The sequence below is a fragment of the Desertibaculum subflavum genome, from assembly GCA_003576705.1.
GTDB lineage: Bacteria > Pseudomonadota > Alphaproteobacteria > Ferrovibrionales > Ferrovibrionaceae > Desertibaculum > Desertibaculum subflavum.
Window position 1 is genome coordinate 78826 of sequence record QOZS01000017.1, and the last position, 20884, is coordinate 99709.

General features: G+C 67.9%; 24 protein-coding genes and 1 pseudogene. 10 read left to right on the top strand and 15 right to left on the bottom strand.

The window, feature by feature from the left end:
• Positions 1–58: 58 nt before the first annotated feature.
• Positions 59–964: an ROK family protein gene (locus DT074_RS11255; protein WP_119419969.1), complete on the top strand. Its 906-nt coding sequence runs from the start codon at positions 59–61 to the stop codon at positions 962–964.
• On the top strand, positions 940–2304 hold the full coding sequence (locus DT074_RS11260; RefSeq protein ID WP_119419946.1) for a DNA polymerase IV: 1365 nt from the start codon (positions 940–942) through the stop codon (positions 2302–2304). The genes DT074_RS11255 and DT074_RS11260 overlap by 25 nt, the downstream gene beginning before the upstream one ends.
• Here the strand turns inward: DT074_RS11260 and DT074_RS11265 are convergent.
• Positions 2219–3025 carry a cell envelope integrity EipB family protein gene (locus DT074_RS11265; RefSeq protein WP_119419947.1) on the bottom strand — a complete coding sequence of 269 codons (807 nt, stop codon included), beginning with the start codon at positions 3023–3025 and terminating at the stop codon, positions 2219–2221. The genes DT074_RS11260 and DT074_RS11265 overlap by 86 nt on opposite strands.
• Before the next feature lie 214 nt (positions 3026–3239).
• Between DT074_RS11265 and DT074_RS11270 the strand changes: the two genes are divergently transcribed.
• A complete protein-coding gene (locus DT074_RS11270; RefSeq protein WP_119419948.1) occupies positions 3240–3956 on the top strand; it encodes a GGDEF domain-containing protein in 717 nt (238 codons plus the stop codon).
• 16 nt (positions 3957–3972) lie between these two features.
• On the opposite strand, the gene DT074_RS11275 is transcribed toward DT074_RS11270, so the two are convergent.
• From DT074_RS11275 to DT074_RS11285, 3 genes are all read right to left on the bottom strand, one after another.
• The gene (locus DT074_RS11275) at positions 3973–5184 is read right to left on the bottom strand and encodes an adenylate/guanylate cyclase domain-containing protein (RefSeq protein ID WP_162914823.1); all 1212 of its coding nucleotides are present in this window, start codon (positions 5182–5184) and stop codon (positions 3973–3975) included.
• A 90-nt stretch (positions 5185–5274) separates the two neighbouring features.
• Positions 5275–6915, bottom strand: coding sequence for a chaperonin GroEL (gene groL, locus DT074_RS11280; protein WP_119419950.1), 1641 nt, complete (start codon positions 6913–6915; stop codon positions 5275–5277).
• Positions 6916–6954: 39 nt separating this feature from the next.
• Entirely contained in the window at positions 6955–7272 is a 318-nt protein-coding gene (locus DT074_RS11285; protein WP_119419951.1) for a co-chaperone GroES, read from the bottom strand.
• A 266-nt stretch (positions 7273–7538) separates the two neighbouring features.
• On the opposite strand from DT074_RS11285, the gene DT074_RS11290 reads away from it, so the two are divergent.
• Positions 7539–7796 carry an usg protein gene (locus DT074_RS11290; RefSeq protein ID WP_119419952.1) on the top strand — a complete coding sequence of 86 codons (258 nt, stop codon included), beginning with the start codon at positions 7539–7541 and terminating at the stop codon, positions 7794–7796.
• Between the two features lie 53 nt (positions 7797–7849).
• On the opposite strand, the gene DT074_RS28490 is transcribed toward DT074_RS11290, so the two are convergent.
• Positions 7850–7984: a hypothetical protein gene (locus tag DT074_RS28490; protein WP_368744611.1), complete on the bottom strand. Its 135-nt coding sequence runs from the start codon at positions 7982–7984 to the stop codon at positions 7850–7852.
• Positions 7985–8204: 220 nt separating this feature from the next.
• On the opposite strand from DT074_RS28490, the gene DT074_RS11295 reads away from it, so the two are divergent.
• From DT074_RS11295 to DT074_RS11315, 5 genes are all read left to right on the top strand, one after another.
• A complete protein-coding gene (locus DT074_RS11295) occupies positions 8205–8984 on the top strand; it encodes an enoyl-CoA hydratase (protein ID WP_119419970.1) in 780 nt (259 codons plus the stop codon).
• Positions 8985–9045: 61 nt separating this feature from the next.
• On the top strand, positions 9046–9486 hold the full coding sequence (locus tag DT074_RS11300; RefSeq protein ID WP_119419953.1) for an SPOR domain-containing protein: 441 nt from the start codon (positions 9046–9048) through the stop codon (positions 9484–9486).
• Between the two features lie 4 nt (positions 9487–9490).
• Positions 9491–10522 (top strand): glutathione S-transferase family protein, encoded by a 1032-nt coding sequence (locus tag DT074_RS11305; protein ID WP_368744612.1) that lies wholly within the window; start codon positions 9491–9493, stop codon positions 10520–10522.
• Positions 10519–11508 (top strand): glutathione S-transferase family protein, encoded by a 990-nt coding sequence (locus DT074_RS11310; RefSeq protein WP_119419954.1) that lies wholly within the window; start codon positions 10519–10521, stop codon positions 11506–11508. The genes DT074_RS11305 and DT074_RS11310 overlap by 4 nt, the downstream gene beginning before the upstream one ends.
• 6 nt (positions 11509–11514) lie before the next feature.
• A complete protein-coding gene (locus tag DT074_RS11315) occupies positions 11515–11817 on the top strand; it encodes a hypothetical protein (protein ID WP_119419955.1) in 303 nt (100 codons plus the stop codon).
• Here DT074_RS11315 and lepA read toward each other — a convergent pair.
• From lepA to DT074_RS11360, 9 genes are all read right to left on the bottom strand, one after another.
• Positions 11798–13600, bottom strand: a complete 1803-nt coding sequence (gene lepA / locus DT074_RS11320) for a translation elongation factor 4 (RefSeq protein WP_119419956.1) — start codon at positions 13598–13600, stop codon at positions 11798–11800. The two genes, DT074_RS11315 and lepA, sit on opposite strands and share 20 nt — an antisense overlap.
• A gap of 46 nt (positions 13601–13646) precedes the next feature.
• Entirely contained in the window at positions 13647–14054 is a 408-nt protein-coding gene (locus DT074_RS28045; protein ID WP_162914824.1) for a PaaI family thioesterase, read from the bottom strand.
• A gap of 43 nt (positions 14055–14097) precedes the next feature.
• Positions 14098–15060 carry a D-2-hydroxyacid dehydrogenase gene (locus DT074_RS11330; RefSeq protein WP_119419958.1) on the bottom strand — a complete coding sequence of 321 codons (963 nt, stop codon included), beginning with the start codon at positions 15058–15060 and terminating at the stop codon, positions 14098–14100.
• A 30-nt stretch (positions 15061–15090) separates the two neighbouring features.
• Complete coding sequence (locus DT074_RS11335; protein WP_119419959.1) at positions 15091–15396, bottom strand: DUF6295 family protein; 306 nt, start codon at positions 15394–15396, stop codon at positions 15091–15093.
• 11 nt (positions 15397–15407) lie between these two features.
• The gene (locus DT074_RS11340; RefSeq protein ID WP_119419960.1) at positions 15408–16160 is read right to left on the bottom strand and encodes a dienelactone hydrolase family protein; all 753 of its coding nucleotides are present in this window, start codon (positions 16158–16160) and stop codon (positions 15408–15410) included.
• A 26-nt stretch (positions 16161–16186) separates the two neighbouring features.
• On the bottom strand, positions 16187–16879 hold the full coding sequence (gene radC, locus DT074_RS11345) for a RadC family protein (protein WP_119419961.1): 693 nt from the start codon (positions 16877–16879) through the stop codon (positions 16187–16189).
• A complete protein-coding gene (locus DT074_RS11350) occupies positions 16876–18465 on the bottom strand; it encodes a GMC family oxidoreductase (protein ID WP_119419962.1) in 1590 nt (529 codons plus the stop codon). The genes radC and DT074_RS11350 overlap by 4 nt, the downstream gene beginning before the upstream one ends.
• Positions 18466–18600: 135 nt before the next feature.
• Positions 18601–18843, bottom strand: coding sequence for an Lrp/AsnC ligand binding domain-containing protein (locus tag DT074_RS11355; RefSeq protein WP_119419963.1), 243 nt, complete (start codon positions 18841–18843; stop codon positions 18601–18603).
• A 203-nt stretch (positions 18844–19046) separates the two neighbouring features.
• Positions 19047–19697 carry a hypothetical protein gene (locus tag DT074_RS11360; RefSeq protein ID WP_119419964.1) on the bottom strand — a complete coding sequence of 217 codons (651 nt, stop codon included), beginning with the start codon at positions 19695–19697 and terminating at the stop codon, positions 19047–19049.
• A gap of 126 nt (positions 19698–19823) precedes the next feature.
• Between DT074_RS11360 and DT074_RS11365 the strand changes: the two genes are divergently transcribed.
• On the top strand, positions 19824–20561 hold the full coding sequence (locus DT074_RS11365; protein WP_162914825.1) for a sulfite exporter TauE/SafE family protein: 738 nt from the start codon (positions 19824–19826) through the stop codon (positions 20559–20561).
• Between the two features lie 18 nt (positions 20562–20579).
• Here the strand turns inward: DT074_RS11365 and DT074_RS11370 are convergent.
• Positions 20580–20884 (bottom strand): annotated as a pseudogene (locus DT074_RS11370) (DEAD/DEAH box helicase); the annotation flags it as partial.

Genomic DNA, 20884 nt, shown 5'->3' on the forward strand with positions numbered 1-20884 from the left:
GTGAATGAAATTCCCTTCATCTGCCGGGTCGGATGTGCCGGAGGCCGAACAGGACGCGATGCGGATCGGGATCGACCTCGGCGGCAGCAAGATCGAAGCCGTGGCGTTGGACACTGGCGGGGCCGAGCTTGCCCGCCGCCGCGTGCCGACGCCGCAGGGGGACTACGAGGGCACGGTCCGGGCCGTCGCGGCCCTGGTCGCGGCGATCGAGGCTGGAATCGGCCGCCGCGGCCGGGTCGGCATCGGGACGCCCGGGGCGATCTCGCCGGCCACCGGCCTGATCAAGAACGCCAACAGCACCTGCCTCAATGGCCGTCCGCTCCACCGCGACCTGGAGGCGGCGCTCGGCCGCCCGGTCCGGCTTGCCAACGACGCCAATTGCTTCGCCCTGTCGGAGGCCGCCGACGGCGCCGCGGCCGGTGCCGACGTGGTGTTCGGCGTCATCCTCGGCACCGGCGTTGGCGGCGGGGTCGTCGTCGGCGGGCAGGTTCTGACCGGGCCGAACGCCATTGCCGGCGAGTGGGGCCACAACCCGCTGCCCTGGCCCGACGCCGAGGAGCGGCCGGGTCCGGCCTGCTATTGCGGCAAGCAGGGTTGCATCGAGACCTTCCTCAGCGGTCCCGGCCTTGCCGCCGATCATGCGCGGTCAGGCGCCGGGCGGAAGAGTGCCGAAGTCATTGTCGCGGCGGCCAGCAACGAGGCGGCCGCCGAAGCCACGCTCCGGCGTTACGAACGGCGGCTCGCCAAGGCGCTGGCGCATGTGATCAACCTGCTCGATCCCGAGGTGATCGTGCTGGGCGGCGGCCTGTCGCGCATCGAGCGCCTCTATGCCGACGTGCCGGCGATCTGGGGCGAGTACGTGTTCTCCGATGCGGTGGCGACGCGCCTGGTGCCGCCGCTTCATGGCGATAGCTCGGGTGTGCGCGGCGCCGCCTGGCTGTGGCCCGAGGAGGCCGGGGGGTGAGCGGTTTCTGCCGCGAGTGCTTCGCACCGGGCGAAGCGGCCCGATGCGGCGCCTGTGGATCGCCGCGCATGTTGCGCCATGCCGAGCTCGACCGGCTCAGCATCGCGCATATCGACTGCGATGCCTTCTATGCGGCGGTCGAGAAGCGCGACGATCCGAGCCTGCGCGACAAGCCGGTCATCGTCGGCGGCGGCCGGCGCGGCGTCGTTTCGACCTGCTGCTACGTCGCCCGGCTCTATGGCGTGCGCTCGGCCATGCCGATGTTCAAGGCGCTGCGCGCCTGCCCGCAGGCGGTGGTGATCCGCCCCCGCATGTCGATCTATGCCGGCGTCGCCCGCGAGGTGCGGGAGATGATGCGGTCGCTGACGCCGCTGGTCGAGCCGGTCTCGCTCGACGAGGCCTATCTCGACCTCTCCGGCACCGAACGCCTGATGCATGCAAGCCCGGCGCTGACGCTGGCGCGCCTTGCCGCGCGGATCGAACGCGAGATCGGCATCACCGTTTCGGTCGGCCTCTCGTTCAACAAGTTCCTGGCCAAGCAGGCTTCCGAACTGGACAAGCCGCGCGGCTTCGCGGTGATCGGCCGCGCCGGCATCCGTGAGTTCCTGGCGCCGCGGCCGGTTGCCACCATCCTCGGCGTCGGCAAGGCGATGCAGGCGAAGCTGGCCGATGCCGGGCTGCAGACCATCGGCGACCTGCAGCGCGAGGCGCCGGAGGATCTGATGCGCCGTTTCGGCGCCATGGGCGCGCGGCTGGCGCGGCTTGCGGTCGGCGACGACGACCGCCCGGTCGATCCGGAAGGCGAGACCAAGAGCGTTTCTGCCGAGACGACGTTCAACGAGGATCTGCGCCGGCTGGACGAGCTGGAGCACGAGCTCTGGCCGCTCTGCGAAAAGGTCTCGCGCCGCCTCAAGGCGGCCGGGCTGGCCGGACGCACGGTGACGCTCAAATTGAAGACCGACGACTTTCACATCCGGACGCGGGCCGAAAGCCTGCCGCACCCGACCCAGCTCGCCGAGGTGATCTACCGCGATGCCCGCGAGCTGCTGGCCCGGGAGGCCGATGGCACCGCCTTCCGCCTGATCGGCGTCGGCCTGTCGCATTTCGATCCGCCGGAGCTCGCCGATCCGCCCGACCTGCTGGACCGCCGGCCCGGCCAGGTCCGCGCCATCGAAACGGCTATCGACAAGGTGCGGGCCAAGTTCGGCGAGGCATCGATCGGGAAGGGCCGCGGCCTCGAGCTGGGTCCGCCGGTCAGCAGCCGCCCGGCAACATCTCCAGCCGAACCAGCTCGCCCTTCAGCGCATACGAGGAATAGTCCAGCACGAGATCGGCGCTGACGCCGTTTTCGTACATGCGGAAACCGATCTCATATTGCGGCTCCTCCGCCTTGGTCAGCAGCGGGAAGAAGGCGACGCGGAACGGCCAGGAGCGCAGTCCCTTGAGCGGCGCCAGGATCGGGCCGCTGCCCTCTTCCGGCGGCAGGGCCTTGCCGATGCTGCCGCCGGTCTCGAACAGCCCATCCTCGCCGGAGCCGTCGAACACGCGGATGGACACGAAACGGTCGCCGGCGATGGCGTGCCGGATCAGCTCGATCAGATGATGATTGGGAAATACGGTGCCTTCGGGCAGTTCCATCGTGGCGGTCGCCGGCTTGCTCATCTCGATGGCGCCGGTGCCGTCCGGCCTTCGCTCCGCCGTGCCGGTATATTCCTCGATCGTCTCGCCATCGACTTCGTTGCGCATCTGGAAGCGGAAGCGCTTGCCGTCCTTGGATTCCCAGGAACTCAAGCTGAAGTCGCTGATCGAGGTGGTGCCCTCGGCGTTCTGCATCTCGGTCCAGAACCGCTGGTTGGTGGTGTGCCCTTCGCAGGTGTCTTGCACCTCGATGGCCAGGCGGCCGCGCACCGCGACGGCGGCACTGGCATCGCCGCGGCTCTGCGTCAGCTCATAGACGGCACGATGCGGCGCCAGCACGATTTGGGAATCCGCCGCACGCGACACGGCGGCCGGCAGCGATATCAGGGCAAGCACGAACGCAACGCGTAACCGGATGGGCATCGACTGAACGGGCTCCTGGAGTGCGCATGACTGCGCCGGCCGATGCTACACGAGCCGTGACGCGGCCGGGAGGTTGCCGGCAATTCCTGCCGCACAGGGCAGGAATTGCCGATGCCATTGCCGATAATTATCAGATAAATCAGTGGTTTAACGATTGGCGCGTGAATTGCTGAGGAGCCGTCCAGATCCCCCGAAGCGGGTGGGCAGGACGGACATGGCACACGCGGCATTGGCACAACAGCAGCCTGCATTGGCCGGAGCGGAGGCCAGTGCGCTTCTCAACACCATCGCCAGCGGCTTGCGGCGGCGGTTCACCGGCCGGGCGCTCGATCGCGAGAGCGCGAGCCTGCTGGCCCGTCTTCTCACCCTCGCCGCCGAGGCCGAACAGACCATTGCGGATCAGAAGCGGCGCATTGCCGAGCTCGAGGAGCTGTCGGCCACCGACGAGTTGACCGGACTGCCGAACCGCCGCGCCTTCGTCGACGCCATCCGCCGCTCGGTCGCCGAGGCCGGGCGCTATGGCGATGCCGGCGTGGTGGTGTTCGTCGATCTGGACGGATTGAAGGGGATCAACGACGCGCATGGCCACGCCGCCGGCAATGCCGCCATCGAAGCGGTCGCGCGGGCGCTGCAGGCGACGGTGCGTACGACCGATCTGGTGGCGCGCCTGCATGGCGACGAGTTCGCGGTGCTGCTGGCCCGCTCCGATCCGCGCCGCATCAGCCAGCTGGTCGCGCGGCTGCGCGCCCAGCTCGACAGCGTGAGCTTCCGCCACGGCAACCGGCGCCTCAAGGTTTCGGCGAGCCTCGGTGCAACCTGCTATGGCAGCGGCGTCACCGTGGAAGACATCCTCGCCAGCGCCGACCACGCCATGTACGAGGCCAAGCAGGTCCGCCGCGAGGCGCGGCCGGCAACGCTCAAGACCGCCTGACCGGCAGCATCGCCGCTCAGGACAGGGTGTAGATCTCGCGCAAGCCGCTATGGCCCGGGAGGGCATGCCGGCCGAGCGAGCGGAGCGCCATGCCGTCGCCGTGCAGCAGATCGGCGACCGCGCGCGAGATGGTGATCGGAACGCCGACCGCCTTGCACAGCAGCTCCATCCGCGCCGCTTCGTTGACCGCCGGTCCGATCACGGTGAAGTCGAGCCGGGCGCCGCTGCCGACATTGCCGTACAGCACGTCGCCGAGATGCACGGCGATGTCGATCGGCAGCACCGGGCCGCTCTCCGATAAAAGGGCGGCGATTCGTGCCAGCGCCTCGCGCGCCGCCGCGATCGCCTTGCGGCAGGCATCGCGTTCGCCGAAGCGCTCGGTCGGAAAGGTGGCGAGCAATCCGTCGCCGAGGAACTTCAGCACCTGGCCGCCGCCGGCTTCCACCGGCTCCACCACGCATTCGAGATGGCGGTCGAGCGCTTCGACCAGGCGTTCCGGCGGCAAGGTCTCCGAAAGGCCGGAGAAGCCGCGCAGGTCGGCGTAGAGGAGCACGGCGCGGATGCTGGTGACGTCGCCGCGCAGGATCGATCCGCGCAGCACGCGGCTGGCGGCGTCCGTGCCGAGATAGGTGCCGAGCAGACCCTGAGCCAGGCTGGCGAACAGCCGGCCCTGCACGGCATTGGCGAGCATGGGCAGGAGCGAGTCCAGTGCCGCGTGCTCCGCCGCGGTCCAGGGGGCCGGCGCGTCGGAACAGAGCGAGGCGACGAAGCCCAGAGTGTCACCGGGCTGCTCGTCGGGCAGCACGCGAAACCCGATCAGGCAGGCCTTCCATTCGGTGTAGCCGCGCCGGGCGAATTCGGCGAGCACCGGAAAGTCGAGCTGGGCCTCCGGCCCTTGCAGATAGCGATGCATGCGCAGCGCCTGATGCTCGACCATGTAGCTGAACGGGCTGGCGCGGAACACTTCCGGCGCATCCGGGGCATGGGCGAAGCGCTCGGCGATGGTCCGGTCGGTGCGCCGCTCGTAAATCCAGTTCTCGGCGCGGATCAGAGGATTGAGCACGCGCGTCGCGATGTTGATCCGCCCGACATGCAGGTCGAGGGCGTTAAGCTGGCGGGCGAGGCCGGTCACTAGCTCCTCGATCGGCAGCCCGCTCAGACTGGTGGCGATGAGCCAGTCGCGGATCGGTCCCAGGCGGTCGATGTCGGTCAGTGGCATCCCCGGCATATAGCGCCGCTCTGCCTCGTTCGGCCAGAGCGGCGGAAAAAGAAAGGGCCGCGCAAGGCGGCCCTTCCCCGGGGTAACGCGATGGACGGATCAGAAGTCCATGTCGCCCATGCCGCCGCCCGGCGGCATGGCCGGCATCGCGGCCTTCTTCTCCGGCTTCTCGGCAACCATCGCCTCGGTGGTGATCAGGAGACCGGCGACGGATGCGGCATCCTGCAGCGCGCTGCGCACCACCTTGGTCGGGTCGATGATGCCGGCCTTCACCAGGTCGGTGTACTCGCCGGCCTGGGCATCGAAGCCCCAGGTCGTCGACTTGGAATCGGCGAGCTTGCCGATCACGACCGAGCCGTCGGTGCCGGCATTCTCGGCGATCTGCCGCGCCGGGGCTTGCAGGGCCTTGCGCACGATATCGATGCCGACCTGCTGGTCGTGGTTGTCGCCCTTGAGGTTGGCGAGCGCGCGGGTCGCGTAGTAGAGCGCGGCGCCGCCGCCCGGCAGCAGGCCTTCCTCGACCGCGGCGCGGGTCGCGTGGAGCGCGTCGTCGACGCGGTCCTTGCGCTCCTTCACCTCGACCTCGGTGGCGCCGCCGACCTTGATCACCGCCACGCCGCCGGCGAGCTTCGCCAGCCGCTCCTGCAGCTTCTCGCGGTCGTAGTCCGACGTCGTCTCCTCGATCTGCTGGCGGATCTGCCCGCAGCGCGCCTCGATGTCCTTCTTCTTGCCGACGCCGTCGACGATGGTGGTGTTCTCCTTGTCGATGGTGACCTTCTTGGCGCGACCGAGCATCTGCAGGCTGACGTTCTCGAGCTTGATGCCGAGATCTTCGGAGATCACCTGGCCGGCGGTGAGCGTGGCGATGTCTTCCAGCATCGCCTTGCGGCGATCACCGAAGCCCGGCGCCTTCACCGCCGCGACCTTCAGGCCGCCGCGCAGCTTGTTCACCACCAGGGTCGCCAGCGCCTCGCCCTCGATATCCTCGGCGATGATCAGCAGCGGCTTGCCGGTCTGCACGACGGATTCCAGCAGCGGCAGCATCGGCTGCAGCCCGGAGAGCTTCTTCTCGTGGATCAGGATGTAGGGATCCTCGAGCTCGGTCCGCATCTTGTCGACATTGGTGACGAAGTAGGGGGAGATATAGCCGCGGTCGAACTGCATGCCCTCGACGATGTCGAGCTCGGTCTCCAGGCTCTTCGCCTCCTCGACCGTGATCACGCCCTCGTTGCCGACCTTCTGCATCGCCTTGGCGATCATGGCGCCGATCTCGCTCTCGCCGTTGGCCGAGATGGTGCCGACCTGGGCGATTTCGTCGTTCGACGTCACCTTCTTCGAGCGCTTCTTGAGGTCCTCGACGATGACCTCCACGGCCTTGTCGACGCCGCGCTTCAGGTCCATCGGGTTCATGCCGGCGGCCACCGCCTTGGCGCCCTCGCGCACGATCGCCTGGGCGAGAACCGTGGCCGTCGTGGTGCCGTCACCGGCGGTGTCGTTGGTCTTCGAGGCCACTTCGCGCACCATCTGGGCGCCCATGTTCTCGAACTTGTCGGCGAGCTCGATCTCCTTGGCGACCGTCACGCCGTCCTTGGTGATGCGCGGCGCGCCGAACGACTTGTCGAGCACCACGTTGCGGCCCTTCGGGCCCAGGGTCACCTTCACCGCGTCGGCCAGGATGTCGACGCCGCGCAGCATGCGCTGGCGGGCATCGGCGCTGAAGCGGACTTCCTTCGCAGCCATATCTACGACCTCCGAATTCTGCTGTCTGGGTTTGATGGGTTAGGCGGCCTTCCGCGTCACCGCGGCGTCCTCAATGACGCCCATGATGTCGGATTCCTTCATGATCACGAGCTCCTGCCCGTCGATCTTCACTTCCGTGCTGGACCACTTGCCGAACAGGATCCGATCGCCGACCCGGACATCGAGCGCGATGCGCTTTCCGGTCTTTTCGTCCACCGCGCCGGGGCCGGCCGCGATCACTTCGCCCTGCATCGGCTTCTCCTTGGCGGTGTCGGGGATGATGATCCCGCCCCTGGTCTTCTCTTCCTCCTCCAGGCGGCGGACCAGCACGCGGTCATGCAATGGCTTGAACCTCATGGTCTTCCTCCAAGCTGTCCATCTTCGTTCGACGGGCCGGCAGGAAGCCTTCTCCGCTGCCGGCGGTAGCCCGGGAGCGGCGATACGGCGCGCGACGCCGCCCCCCGAAACCGCCCGCGATGTGGGAAGGCAAAAGGGGGAGTTCAAGAGGTGTGGCAGCACTCGCTGCTTGTGAGTGCTAACAGTCTGATTTCATTGACTTTTAAGGAGCCAACGGCAAGCTCGAATAGTTACCTGAGTCGCCAGTGCATGCGTGGAGCCTGTCCATGGAGCTTGTGCGTCAACTCAAGAGCTACCGCCTGACCACGGCGGAGATCCTGTATCACATGCCCGATCATCCCCAGCTGCTGCAGAGCTACATCTGGCAGGATCTTGACCTGTCACCCGAATTCCCGGTGCTGCGGAAGTTCCTGGATTTCTGGCACAGCAGCCTGGAGGGGCGCCTGCATTCGGTCCGGGTGGCGAGCTGCGGCATCGTCCATCCCGGCAATGTCCGGACGCCGACGGAGCTCCGGCTGCACTGAGCCGAGATGGCGCTGAGCCGAGATGGCGCCGAAAGCCGCGTGTTCGGCCCGCCTCAGGCGAGCCATAAGACGGCGAGGCCGACCAGGCCAGCGAACCACAGGCTCAGTCCACCCAAGGCCGACACCGCCGACAGGTGCTGCGGTGCATAATCCGGATGTTCGTATTGGTATTCGGCCTCACGTGTCATAGCCCTCTCCGTGCTCACTCCGTATTGCCATATAACGGACGAGAATATGTCATAGGGGCGTTAGCACGTCAACAACGTAAATGCCGGCGGGTGGCCTGATTCCGGTGACCCTCGTCACAAAACCGTGCGGAATTGGCGCCGCGGATCGCCGATGGCAGGGATGACCGTGCTCCGCTACAAACCTGCGCCGAAGGCATGGCAGGAAAAGCGGAGTGGAATCATGGCCATCAGTTCTCGGGTCGGGGTCCGGATCCAGCAACGGGATGACGGAGAGGTTGCGTGGCTCACCATTCAGCGGCCGGAGAAGCTGAATGCCATGGACCCCGAGGCGATCGCTGCCCTGACCGAGGCCGCCGGCGGTCTGCGCGACCAGGCCGGGCTGCGCGCCGTGGTGCTGACGGGGGCCGGGCCCAAGGCCTTCATTGGCGGGGCCGATATCAAGGTCATGGCCGGGCTCGACCCGACGGCAGCGGAAGCCTTCATCACCTCGATCCACCGGGCGATTGCGGCGCTCAGGGCGCTGCCGGTCCCAGTGATCGCACGGGTGAACGGCTATTGCCTGGGCGCCGGCCTGGAAGTGGCCGCCGGCTGTGACCTGCGCATCGCGTCGGCCAATGCGGTGTTCGGCATGCCGGAAGTGAAGATCGGCATGCCTTCGGTGATCGAAGCGGCACTGCTGCCGCGGCTGATCGGCTGGGGCCGGGCGAGCGAGATGCTGCTGCTGGGCGAGAATATCGACGCTGCCGAAGCCCACCGGATCGGACTTGTTGAGAAAGTGGTGGCGCCGGAAGCGCTCGACGCCGCGGTCGAGGCATGGCTTGGCTCGATTCTCGCGGCCGGGCCGGAAGCGGTGCGGTTGCAGAAATCGCTGATGCGGCAATGGGAGACGTTGACCCTGGACCAGGCGGTCCGGGCGGGAATCGGCGCATTCCGGGCCTCCTTCGCGACCGGCGAACCGAACCGGATGGCGGCGCCTTTCGCCGCCGGCCGCCGGCATTAGGCGCCGCCCACCGGCTCGGCTACACTTGCGAAACTTCGAAGGGTGCCAAGGGAGGCGCGGCATGCCGAAATGCGGTCGATCGTTGCCGGTCTTCGGCTTGGCTGCGGCTGCGCTGCTGGCGGCCTGCGCTGCGGAGGAGGATGCCGCGGCCGGGAGCGAGATCGCGCCTGCGGCCGGTCCGGTTGCCGCCATGCCGCCGCCGGTCACGATGCCAAAGCAGGAGCCGAAGCCGGCGCCGGTGGTGGCCCATGTCGCCTCTTACGGCAGGCTTGCCGATGCGATGCGCGGCTGGGCCAAGCTCCGGCTGCAATACAAGGACATGTTCGCCAAGCTGGAGCCGCGGACCAGCGAGACGCAGGTGAACGGACGCACCTATACCCGGCTGCTCGCCGCCGGCTTCGACAGCGACGACGAAGCGCGGCGGTTCTGCGACTGGGCAAAGTCGGTGAAGCTTTATTGCGTGCTGCTCCCGCTGCAGGGTGCGCCGCTGAAGACGATCTGACGCCGTGTCCGACGCGGGCGGCTGCTACCGGCTGATCGGCATCAACTCATCGCCCTATTCCGTGAAGGTAAGGGCAATGCTGCGCTATCGCCGCATCCCGTTTCTGTGGGTGCGGCGCGACGCGGCGGCAAGCCGTGAGATCGCCCATATCCGGCCCGCCGTCATCCCGGTGCTGCAGACGCCGGATGGGGAATACCTGGTGGACTCGACGCCGATGGCGCTCGAGCTCGAGCGGCGGGTCGTGAACGACCGGTCGATCCTGCCCGAAGATCCCGCGCAGGCCTTCCTCGCGCTGCTGATCGAGGATTTTGCCGACGAATGGGTCACCAAGGCGATGTTCCATTATCGCTGGTGGTACGAGGCGGATCGACGCTTTGCCGCCGGCTGGGTGATCGGCGACCGTCTGCTCGGCGCCCCCAGGGCCGAGCGCGAAGCGGCGGGCGCGGCCTTCAACGATCGCCAGGTCGGGCGGATGGCCCTGGTCGGCTGCACCGCCGGCAACCGGCCGCTGATCGAGGCTGGCTATCGCCAGCTGCTGGCGGTGCTGGAGCGCGGCTTCGAGGATCAGCCGTTCCTGTTCGGGACCCGGCCATCGATTGCCGATTTCGCCCTGTATGGTCAGCTGATGATCCTGGCGACCGATCCGACCCCGGCGGCGGTCATGCGAGCCGAGGCGCCGTCGCTGCTTCCGTGGCTGCTCAGGCTCGACGATCTTTCGGGCCATGACGGCGCGTGGCTGCCGACGCCGTCGCGGGCGACCACCGATCTGTTGGATCTCGTCGGCCGCTGCTATCTGCCGTTCCTGGCGGCCAATGCGGCGGCCTTCGCGGAAGGACGCGAGGCGTTCGAGGTCGAGCTGGACGGACATCCGTATCGGCAGGGCACTTTCCGCTACCAGGTGAAGTGTCTCGACACGCTGCGGCATTGTTTCGCTGCGCTTCCCACCGACGCGCGCCGGCGGCTGGAACCGCTGCTTTCGGCCGCCGGCTGTCTGAATTTACTCTCCAAACCGCTGCATCAGGGCGCTGCCGCATGACCGACACCTACCGCATATTCGGCTCCGAGCTTTCGCCCTATTCGGTGAAGGTGCGGTCCTGGTTCCGCTACAAGCGGCTGCCGCATGAATGGATCGTGCGGGGACCTGCCAACGAGGCGGAATTCGCCAAGTACGCCAAGCTGCCGCTGATCCCGCTTGTCGTCGCGCCCGACGGCACCGCGCTGCAGGATTCCACGCCGATCATCGAGGCCCTGGAGGCGCGGCACCCGGATCCTTCGATCCACCCGTCCGATCCGACGGCGGCGTTTGCCTCGGCGCTGCTGGAGGAATACGGCGACGAGTGGGTCAACAAGCCGATGTTCCACTACCGCTGGACCTATGAGGCAGACCAGGTCTCGGCCGCGACCCGCATCGCCAGGAGCCGCTTCGCCGCCGAAGGGCCAGCGCTGAAGAAGGCGGCAGCAGCCGTGCGTGAGCGGATGGTGCCGCGGCTCGGCTTTGTCGGCTCCGGTCCGGAGACGCGCGGTGCCATCGAGGCGTCCTTCGCCCGGCTGCTCGATCATCTGAACGCGCATCTGGCGAGCCGGCCGTTCCTGTTCGGCGCGCGTCCGGCCTTCGGCGATTTCGGCCTGTTCGCGCAAGTCTACGAGGCTTCGACCGATCCCACGCCCGGCGCGCTGATTCGCTTCCGCGCGCCGCGCGTGCTCGCCTGGTGCGAGCGCATGCTGGCGCCGAGCGCCGACGGCTCGTTCGAGACCTGGAAGAGCCTTGCCCCGACGCTCGAGCCGCTGATCGCCGACGAGGTGGCGGAGGTGTTCCTGCCCTGGAGCTCCGCCAATGCACGGGCGATCGAGGGCGGCGGCGAGCGCTTCGAGGTGCTGCTGCGCGGCGAGCCCTTTGCGCAGGTGCCGCAGAAGTACCACGCCCGCTCGCTCGCGGCGCTCAGACAGCGCTACGCCGCCGCCGACCCGGCTGCGCGCGGGCTGGCGGAGCGAACGGGTTGCCACAGCTGGCTCGCGGGGTAGCAAGCGATGCGGTTCGTCGTCCGGATTGTCGGCCTGCTGCTGGTGGCGGCCGCCGTGATCGTTGCCGGCATCGAGATGGCGCGCAGCTTCGGGGCCGGCAAGTGGGCGGTGATTCCGCTCGGCAAGCTCTGGTACGACCTGAGCCCCGGCAGCCTCAACCTGACCCAGGCACTGATCCAGCGCTATCTCGCGCCGCAGATCTGGGAGCCGGGCGTGGTTACCGTGCTGACCTGGCCCGCCTGGGGGGTACTCGGCGGACTCGGCCTCGTGCTGCTGATCCTCGCAGGCCTCACTGCTCGCCGATCTTGAGGGCGGCCAAGAAGGCTTCCTGCGGGATCTCGACATTGCCGACCTGGCGCATGCGCTTCTTGCCGGCCTTCTGCTTGTCGAGCAGCTTGCGCTTGCGGCTGACATCGCCGCCATAGCACTTGGCCAGCACGTCCTTGCGCAGCGCGCTGATCGTCTCGCGCGCGATCACCTTGGCGCCGATCGCCGCCTGGACGGCGATCTTGAACAGCTGGCGCGGGATCAGGTCCTTCAACCGCTCGCAGAGCTGGCGCCCGCGCTGCTCGGCCCGGCTCTTGTGCACGATCATGGCGAGCGCATCGACCGGGTCGCCGTTGACCAGGATCGACATCTTCACCAGGTCGCCCTCGCGGTACTCCTCGATCTGGTAGTCGAACGAGGCATAGCCGCGGCTGACCGATTTCAGCCGGTCGTAGAAGTCGAACACCACCTCGTTGAGCGGCAGGTGGTAGACCACCATGGCACGGTTACCGGCATAGGTGAGGTCGACCTGCTGCCCTCGCTTCTCCTCGCAGAGCTTGAGGATCGAGCCGAGATGCTCGTCCGGCACCATGATGGTGGCCTTGATCCAGGGCTCCTCGATCTTCTCGATGCGCGAGGCATCCGGCATGTCGGCCGGGTTGTGCAGCTCGATCACCTCGCCGCTCGACATGTGCACCTTGTAGATCACCGACGGCGCCGTGGTGATCAGGTCCAGGTTGAACTCGCGCTCCAGCCGCTCCTGGATGATCTCCAGATGCAGCAGGCCGAGGAAGCCGCAGCGGAAGCCGAAGCCGAGCGCGGCCGAGCTCTCGGTCTCGAACTGGAAGCTGGCGTCGTTCAGGCGGAGCTTGGCCAGGCTCTCGCGCAGCTCGATGAAATTCGCCGCGTCGGTCGGGAACAGGCCGCAGAACACGACCGGCACCGAGGGCTTGAAGCCGGGCAGCGCAGCCTCGGCCGGCTTTCTGTCGTCGGTGATGGTGTCGCCGACCTTGGTATCGGCCACCTCCTTGATGGAGGCGGTCATGAAGCCGATCTCGCCGGGGCCGAGCTCGTCGACCATAACCCCCTTCGGCGTGAACACGCCGAGCCGCTCCACCACATAGGGCGCCTTGGTCGACATGAAGCGGATCTTCTGACCCCGCTTCATGCTGCCGTCCATGATGCGGAACAGCACGACGACGCCGAGATAGGCGTCGTACCAGCTGTCGATCAGCAGCGCCTTGAGCGGCGCTTCGGCATCGCCTTTGGGCGCCGGCAGGCGCGTCACCAGCGCCTCCAGCACCTCGTCGATGCCGAGACCCGTCTTGGCCGAGATCAGCACCGCGTTGGAGGCGTCGATGCCGATCACCTCCTCGATCTGCGCCCGGATGCGCTCGGGCTCCGCCGCCGGCAGGTCGATCTTGTTGAGGACCGGCACGACCTCGTGGTTGTTGTCGATCGCCTGGTAGACGTTGGCGAGGGTCTGCGCCTCGACGCCCTGGCTGGCGTCCACCACCAGCAGCGAGCCCTCGCAGGCGGCGAGCGAGCGGCTCACCTCGTAGGCGAAATCGACATGGCCCGGGGTGTCGATCATGTTCAGCACATAGGTCTCGCCGTCGCGCGCCTTGTATTCGAGGCGGACCGTCTGGGCCTTGATGGTGATGCCGCGCTCGCGCTCGATATCCATGCTGTCGAGCACCTGGGCCTGCATCTCGCGCTTTTCCAGCCCGCCGCAGCGCTCGATCAGGCGGTCGGCGAGCGTCGACTTGCCGTGATCGATATGGGCAATGATCGAAAAGTTGCGGAGGCGCGAAAGCGGCGTCATGGCGGGGGCTTCTACACGCCTGCGGCTGGAGTTGAAAGCCTGCGGCTCATGCGAAAAGCGCCCGGATGTCGAAACGCGGGTCCGGCTCGCCCCTGATCTGGAAGATGCCGTTGGCGCGCACCACGGGGTTTCCGTCGGCGCTGATCAGCGCATGGGCGAAGACCAGGGTGCGGGCCTGCCGGGCAATCTCGGCCCGGCCCTCGACCCAGCTGCCGAGCGGCGCGGGGGCGAGAAAGTCCGAGGTCAGCGACACGGTCGGCAGGAAGCGCTTGAGGTCGCCGGCGAAATTGGCGCCGATCGCAAGCTGCATGTCAGCGAAGGTCATCAGCATGCCGCCATGGCAGCTCTGGGCCGGGTTGCAATGGCGCTGCTCGACCCGGAATCCGAGTGCCAGCTGGTTGCCGTCCCGGCGGGCATAGAGCGGGCCGTTGACGGCAAGGAAGTCTTCGGTCACCGGGAGTTCCCGGAAACCGGGGGGAAGGGTGGTCATGGCGGGGTCAGAGCCGGGCGAGGTTGCGGAGCGGCTCGCCGGCGCGGAAGCGGGCGAGGTTGTCGAGGAATAGCCGATCGCCGCGGGCGATGAAACCGTCGCCGCGCGCCGCGGCATGCGCGGTGACGGTGACCCCGGGATGCGCCCAGAACGGGCTCTCCTGCGGCAGCGGCTCGTCCACGAAGACATCGAGCACGGCATGGGCCGGCCGGCCCCGGTCGAGTGCGGCCAGCAGCGCTGCCTCGTCCACGACCTTGCCGCGAGCGATATTGACCAGCACGGCACCCGGTTTCAGGCGGTCGAGAAAGGCAGCATCGACGAGGTGCGCGGTGGCCTCGGTCAGCGGCGTCGCGATCACCACCACATCGGCGCGCGGCAGGAAGCGGGGCAGGGCGTCCATGCCGGCGACCTCGTCGGCCATGCCGCCTTTCGCCGGATCCTGCCGGATGCCGAGCACCGTAGCCTCGAAGGCCTTGGCACGCTTCGCCACCGCATTGCCGATGGCGCCGAGGCCGACGATCAGCCAGGTCGTGCCGGCGATCTCGCGGAAGGCGAGGCGGTCCCAGCGGTGCTCGGCCTGCGCCTTGCGGCGGGCCGCCTGGTTCTGGAACACCGACAGCACCTCGGCGAACACGTATTCGGCGATCGGGACCGAGGCCGCGTCGTTTGCCGTGATGGCGACGCCCTTCGCCGCGACACGCTGGAACGCCGCGTCGTCGAGGCCGGCGGCGCCGGATTGCAGCCAGCGCACCGTCGACGATTTCAGCACCGCCCGGAAGAAGCCGCGCGCGGCTTCGGGGATGCGGAAGATGTCGGGGCTGGCATAGGCGGCATCGAGGCTGAGTGCTTCGGCCTCGACCGCCGTGCCGTCGCGGACGAGGCGCCCGTCCGACTGCACGCGCACCAGCCTGACGTCTCCGAGCAGGCTGCCGATGCGCCGATGGGCGTTCTCGTAGATCAGCAATTCCATTTCTGAACTCTCAACTGACTTCCACGCATGTCAGGCGCTCCGGACAATCCTGAGCGGGGCGCCGCGGCCTCTCACTTCCGCTTCCTCGAACTCGGCGGCGGCGATCACGCGATCGAGCGCGGCGCGGAGCTCCTTGGCCGTTGCGAGCGTCATCTCGATTCCGGCCCGGGCCCCGGGGTCGAGAGCGGCGTTGATGAAGTCCAGCGTGACGACGTCGCCGTGCGGGGCATGGCGGGCATGGTCATAAGCGACCACCGCCTGCGACAGCGGGAACCAGGCATCGCCGCGCTTCGCCATGCCCTCGGCGGGCGCGATCTCGATGATCGAGGTGCACATGCGCTTGCCTCCTACTTCGCGAGATGCTTGCCGAAGAAAGCGAACACCTTGCTCCAGCCGTCCATCGCCTGCTCGGGCCGATAGAGCGGCCGGTGCCAGTAGAAGAAACCGTGGCCGGCGCCGTCATAGCGATGGAACTCATAAGCCTTGCCGTGCTTCTTCAGCTCGGCTTCGTGCTGGTTCACCTGCTCGGGGCTCGGCGCGCGATCGTCGTTGCCGAACAGGCCGAGCAGCGGGCAGGAGAGATCCTTGGTCATCGTGATCGGGGCAGCGGGCGTCTTGGCATTGAGCTCCTCCGGGCCCATCACCACGCGGCCGCCCCAGAGGTCGACGCAGGCATCGACGTCGTTCCGCTGGCAGGCGTAGATGACGGCGTGCCGGCCGCCGGAGCAGGAGCCGAACAGGCCGACCTTGCCGTTGTGGTTCGGCTGCGCGCGCATCCATCTCACCGCCGCCTCGGTATCGCCGACCATCTGGGCATCCGCGATGCCGCCCTCGGCCCGCACCTTGGCGGCGACGTCGTCGGGATTGGCCTGGCCGCCCTCGCGCTCATAGAGATTGGCGCAGATCGCCATATAGCCGTGATGCGCGAAGCGCCGCGTCGTCTCGATGTAGAGCTCGCTCCAGCCGGGCAGATGGTGGATCAGCACGACGCCGGGAAAAGGGCCGGCGCCGGACGGCCTGGCCACATAGGCGGTGATCGGGGTTCCCTTGTCGCCCTTGATGGTCACGTTCTCGCAAGTCATATCGCGATAGAAAGGCATCGGTCATCCTCCATGTGGCGGGGGCATCAGATCAACCCCATCGACTTCAAGCTGGCGTGCCTGCCGCGGCCGACGATGACATGGTCGTGCAGGTTGATGCCGAGCGCCTTGGCGGCGTCGCGCACCTGTTTGGTCATCTCGATATCGGCGCGGGAGGGCTTCACGTCGCCGCTCGGATGGTTGTGGACCAGGATCAGCGCGGAGGCGCCGAGCTCCAGCGCGCGCTTCACCACCTCGCGCGGGAAGACCGGCGTCTGGTCGATGGTGCCTTGCTGCTGCAGCTCGTCCTTGAGCAGGGCGTTCTTGCGATCGAGGAAGAGCACGCGGAACTGCTCGACCGGCGCTTCGCCCTGGGCCACCTGGACGTAGTCGAGCAGCGCCTGCCAGTTGGACAGGATCGGCTTCTCCGCCAGGTCGGCGCGCGTGAGACGTGTCGCCGCCTCGCGTGCCAGCACGATCGGCCCGATCTGCGCTTCCGTGAGCCCGGCCGCGCGCAACGCCGCGCGGTCGGCATTGAGCAGGCGCGCGAAGCTGTTGCCGAACAGGCCGAGCAGGCGCTTTGCCTCCGTCTTCATGTCGCCGCGCGGATTGGCGGCGAACAGCATCATCTCCAGGATCTCGTAGTCCGGCACGGCGCTCGGCGCCTCCAGGAAGCGCGCGCGCAGACGGGCCCGGTGGCCCGTGTGGTGCGGCTTCTCCGGCGGCGCCGCGTCGTTCATGCCACGCGTCGGATCAAGTCGGCCGCCTTCTCCGCGATCATGATGGTGGGCGCGTTGGTGTTGCCGGAGACCACGGCCGGCATGATCGAGGCGTCGACCACGCGCAGCCCCTCCAGCCCACGTACTCTCAACGTCGGATCGACCACGGCCATGGCGTCGACGCCCATTTTGCAGGTGCCGACCGGGTGATAGATCGTCTCCGCGCAGCCGCGCACGAAGTCGCCGATTTCGGCGTCGCTGCGAGGGTTGCTCGCCGGCGTGTACTCGGCGCCGACATAAGGCTTGAGCGGGCTCGAGGCGAAGATCTCGCGCGCCATCTTGAAGCCTTCGACCAGCGGCTTGAGGTCGGCGGGGTCCGAGAGATAACGCGGATCGATATGCGGCGCCGCCGCCGGATCGGCGGAGGCGAGCCTGATCTCGCCGGTCGATCGCGGGCGGAGCAGGCAGGTATCGAGCGTCAGGCCGTGCCCCTCCATCTTGGTCCGTGCATGATCGACCACATAGGCCGGGATGAAATGGAACTGCAGGTCCGGCGTCGCCGCGGCGGCATCCGATTTCCAGAAGCCGCCGGCCTCGGCGACATTGGTCGTTCCTGGGCCCTTCTTGAACAGCAGGTATTGCAGGCCGACCTTGATCGAGGGCAGGGGCTTGTCGAGACCGTCATAGGTGATCGGCTGCGTGCATTTCGTGATGAGATTGATGTTGAGGTGGTCCTGCAGGTTCTTGCCGACGCCGGGCAGATCGTGCGTCACGCGGACGCCGGCCTGGCGCAGCTCGTCGGCCGGGCCGATGCCGGAGAGCAGCAGGATCTGCGGCGAGTTGACGGCGCCGCCGCACAGGATCACCTCGCGCGCCGCCTCGGCCGTCACGGTCTCGCTGCCCTTGCGGTACTCCACCGCGCGGGCGCGGCCACTCTCGACGATGACGCGGTTGGTATAGGCATCGGTGACGATGGTGAGGTTGGGCCGCCTCATGGCCGGCTTCAGATAGGCGGTCGCGGCGCTCCAGCGCTTGCCCCCGCGCTGCGTCACCTGGTAGAGGCCGAAGCCTTCCTGGGCCGGGCCGTTGAAGTCGCGATTGTCGCCGAGCCCGGTCGCCTGCTTGGCCGCTTCGACGAACAGCTTCGACAGCGGATTGGCCGAGATCAGGTCGGCGACGTTGAGCGGGCCGCCCGCGCCGTGCAGCGCATCGGCGCCGCGTTCGTTGGCTTCCGCCTTTTTGAAATAGGGCAGCAGGTCGTCGAAGCCCCAGCCCGTATTGCCGAGCTGGCGCCAGTGGTCGTAATCCTGCGGCACGCCGCGGATATAGATCATGGCGTTGATCGAGCTGGACCCGCCGAGCGTCCTGCCGCGCGGCCAGTAGAGCCGGCGGTTGTTCAGCGCCGCCTGCGGCGCCGTCTCGAACTGCCACGTAACGCCGATATCGCGGAGCTTGGTGATGCCGGCCGGCATGTGGATGAAGGGCGACTTGTCGGGCGGGCCGGCCTCGATCAACAGCACCTTGGCGGCCGCGTCCGCGCTCAGCCGGTTGGCCAGAACACAGCCCGCCGACCCCGCGCCGACGATCACGTAGTCATAGCCTGGCATTCAGCTTCCCCCATGCTGTGTTCTCTTCCTTACTGCGAAGGGCGCAAAGAGCGCCAAGGCGCGCCAAGGATTTCTTTCTTCGCTTCGCGTTCCTTCGCGCTCTTTGCGTTCTTGGCGGTGAGTCCGACGTTGGCCTCAGGTGAAGGCTTTGAAGGTGATCAGGGTGAAGGTGTCCTTCACGCCGGGGATGGTCTGCAGCTTGCTCACCACGAAATGGCCGATGTCCTGGCCGTCGTTGAGATAGCATTTCATCAGAAGGTCATACTGGCCGGAGGTCGAGTGCACCTCGGAGACCTGCTCCATGGTCTCGACCGCCTCGGCGGCCACATCGTAGGCCTTGCCGAGATCGCACTTCACCATCACGAAAATCGTCTGCATCGCCGCTCCCCGAGGGCCGTTTGGCGGCGGAGGATGCGGCGTTTCGGGCACGGAAGCAAACCGCCGCGGCGCCTGTTTGCGGCCTATGGCTGCCTATGGCTGCCTATGGCGTCCTATGGGGGCCTATGATTGCCAATGGGAGCCTATGGGAGCCAATGATTGCCTATGGAATCCTATGGCATCCTATGGCGCGCCGGGCCCGCTCAGCGGAAATCCTTTTTGGTGAAACCAGATAGCCGTGCATAGGCCGCTTCGGGGCGCGTTTCGGCCTCGCCGATTCGGTTGCGGGCGAGTTCGGCGATTTGCCGGGCGATGAGCTCCAGCGTCTTCGGGTCGCGGCCCTCGGCCTTGTCGGCGAGGCTTGCTGCCGCGCGGAGGCGGAGCCAGGCGGCGTGCCGTGCCGCATCGGCCTCGACCGCGGCCTCGGCTTCGCGGATCCATTGCCGAAACCGGGCCGACCGGCGCAGATTGCGCAGGATCTGGCTTTCGCAGACGCCGTATTCATAGGAGATCTCGGTGACGCCGACGCCGCGGGCGATCATGACAGCGGCGTGCCGCCATTTCACATCGCGCCGGCGGATGCGCGGCGTGCCGCGCCGGGTGATGCCGGCCGGGGCGGGCGGTGCTTTGGGATCTGCCGAAATATTTGTATCAAGCGCTAGGACCGTAGGCTGTCGTGCGGCCTCGGCGGCGACTTCCGCGGCGAGGGCGGCTTCGAGGTGACGTGTCAGCTCGGCCTCCGTCATCATGGCGAGGTCTGGCCGCCGGCTGGCGGCTTCGAGCCTGCCGTCTTCGGCTTCGGCCGGGCCGGTATCGCCTGTGTGGGCGTTTCCGGTGGTGTTGAGAAGGGTCATCGCGACATCCCTTGATGAAAGTCTTCTAGTTTAGCGCAAATCAGCAAAAATTGCAATGCTCGCAAATTGCGAGCGCTTCCCCTGGGCGCGCGACTTCGGCATGAAGGAGCGGCGGCGGAGCAGGGCGTGTCTGGATTGGGGGAAATCGGCGAGGGGTTCTGGCTGGCGGCCGGCGCGGTGGGTCTGGCCGGGCTGGTGCGCGGCTTCGCCGGCTTCGGATCGGCGATGATCATGATCCCGGCTTTGGCCGTCCTCTATGGTCCGACGCGGGCGGTGCCGCTCGGCCTGCTGCTGGAGATCGTGCTGTCCTTGCCCTTCGTGCCGGCGGTACGCCACCAGGTGGATTGGCGGCGCATGGCGCTGCTCTCCGTGGCCGGTCTCGCGGCCCTGCCGCTCGGCGTCGCGGCGCTGCTGCTGGTGCCGCCGCTGCCGATCCGCATCGCCATGTCGGCGTTGATACTGAGTTTCGTCGCCGTGCTGGCCTTCGGCTGGCGCTATACCGGCAAGCCGACCGATCTGGCGACGGCAGGCACCGGCCTGCTCTCCGGCTTCCTCAACGGCGTGGTCGGCATGGCGGGGCCGCCGGTCGTGTTCTTTCTGCTGTCCGGTCCCTATGCGGCGGCGGAAGTGCGGGCGAGCACGGTCGTGTTCTTCGCCATCGTCGATGCCGGCGCGTTGATTGCGCTGGGCATTGCCGGCGCGATGGGCTGGGACCTCGCCTACGACGTGCTGGTGCTGGCGCCGATCTATCTGCTTGCCGCCTGGCTCGGTGCGCGCGCCTTCGGGCATGCGCATGACGCGCTCTATCGGAAGGTGGCGCTCGGCATCCTGGTGGCGGTGGCGATCGGCAGCCTGCTCGGCTGACGCGGAATGCGCGGCGGCTCAGCCGGCCGCGCGCACCGGGCGGAGCAGGAAGGCCGGCACGTGGTCGCCGAGGCCGACGACACGCGGCTCGCGGGCCTCGTCGCGGCGGCTGCGATGCTCGGGGCGAGCGTCCGGCTGGTTCTGGCGCGGGCGGAGCGGAATCGGCTCGGCCCCTTGCTGCGGCGGATGCTGGCGGATCGGTTCCGGCGCGGCGGCGGCCGGCTCGCGGTGCTCCTTGCGCGGCCGTTCGCGGCGCGGACGTTCGCTGCGCGGCGCAGCCTCGACGACGGCCGGCGGCGGCGGCGCTTCGACCTGCTCGGGCT

Coding starts and splice junctions, on each gene's coding strand:
- DT074_RS11330 (WP_119419958.1), bottom strand. CDS start 15,060: ATGGAATTGCTGATCTACGAGAACGCCCATCGGCGCATCGGCAGCCTG.
- DT074_RS11265 (WP_119419947.1), bottom strand. CDS start 3,025: ATGCCCATCCGGTTACGCGTTGCGTTCGTGCTTGCCCTGATATCGCTG.
- DT074_RS11300 (WP_119419953.1), top strand. CDS start 9,046: ATGCCGAAATGCGGTCGATCGTTGCCGGTCTTCGGCTTGGCTGCGGCT.
- DT074_RS28490 (WP_368744611.1), bottom strand. CDS start 7,984: ATGACACGTGAGGCCGAATACCAATACGAACATCCGGATTATGCACCG.
- DT074_RS11295 (WP_119419970.1), top strand. CDS start 8,205: ATGGCCATCAGTTCTCGGGTCGGGGTCCGGATCCAGCAACGGGATGAC.
- DT074_RS11335 (WP_119419959.1), bottom strand. CDS start 15,396: ATGTGCACCTCGATCATCGAGATCGCGCCCGCCGAGGGCATGGCGAAG.
- DT074_RS11315 (WP_119419955.1), top strand. CDS start 11,515: ATGCGGTTCGTCGTCCGGATTGTCGGCCTGCTGCTGGTGGCGGCCGCC.
- radC (WP_119419961.1), bottom strand. CDS start 16,879: ATGAACGACGCGGCGCCGCCGGAGAAGCCGCACCACACGGGCCACCGG.
- DT074_RS11290 (WP_119419952.1), top strand. CDS start 7,539: ATGGAGCTTGTGCGTCAACTCAAGAGCTACCGCCTGACCACGGCGGAG.
- lepA (WP_119419956.1), bottom strand. CDS start 13,600: ATGACGCCGCTTTCGCGCCTCCGCAACTTTTCGATCATTGCCCATATC.
- DT074_RS11310 (WP_119419954.1), top strand. CDS start 10,519: ATGACCGACACCTACCGCATATTCGGCTCCGAGCTTTCGCCCTATTCG.
- DT074_RS11340 (WP_119419960.1), bottom strand. CDS start 16,160: ATGCCTTTCTATCGCGATATGACTTGCGAGAACGTGACCATCAAGGGC.
- DT074_RS11255 (WP_119419969.1), top strand. CDS start 59: ATGCGGATCGGGATCGACCTCGGCGGCAGCAAGATCGAAGCCGTGGCG.
- DT074_RS11275 (WP_162914823.1), bottom strand. CDS start 5,184: ATGCCGGGGATGCCACTGACCGACATCGACCGCCTGGGACCGATCCGC.
- DT074_RS11360 (WP_119419964.1), bottom strand. CDS start 19,697: ATGACCCTTCTCAACACCACCGGAAACGCCCACACAGGCGATACCGGC.
- DT074_RS11355 (WP_119419963.1), bottom strand. CDS start 18,843: ATGCAGACGATTTTCGTGATGGTGAAGTGCGATCTCGGCAAGGCCTAC.
- groL (WP_119419950.1), bottom strand. CDS start 6,915: ATGGCTGCGAAGGAAGTCCGCTTCAGCGCCGATGCCCGCCAGCGCATG.
- DT074_RS11285 (WP_119419951.1), bottom strand. CDS start 7,272: ATGAGGTTCAAGCCATTGCATGACCGCGTGCTGGTCCGCCGCCTGGAG.
- DT074_RS11270 (WP_119419948.1), top strand. CDS start 3,240: ATGGCACACGCGGCATTGGCACAACAGCAGCCTGCATTGGCCGGAGCG.
- DT074_RS11350 (WP_119419962.1), bottom strand. CDS start 18,465: ATGCCAGGCTATGACTACGTGATCGTCGGCGCGGGGTCGGCGGGCTGT.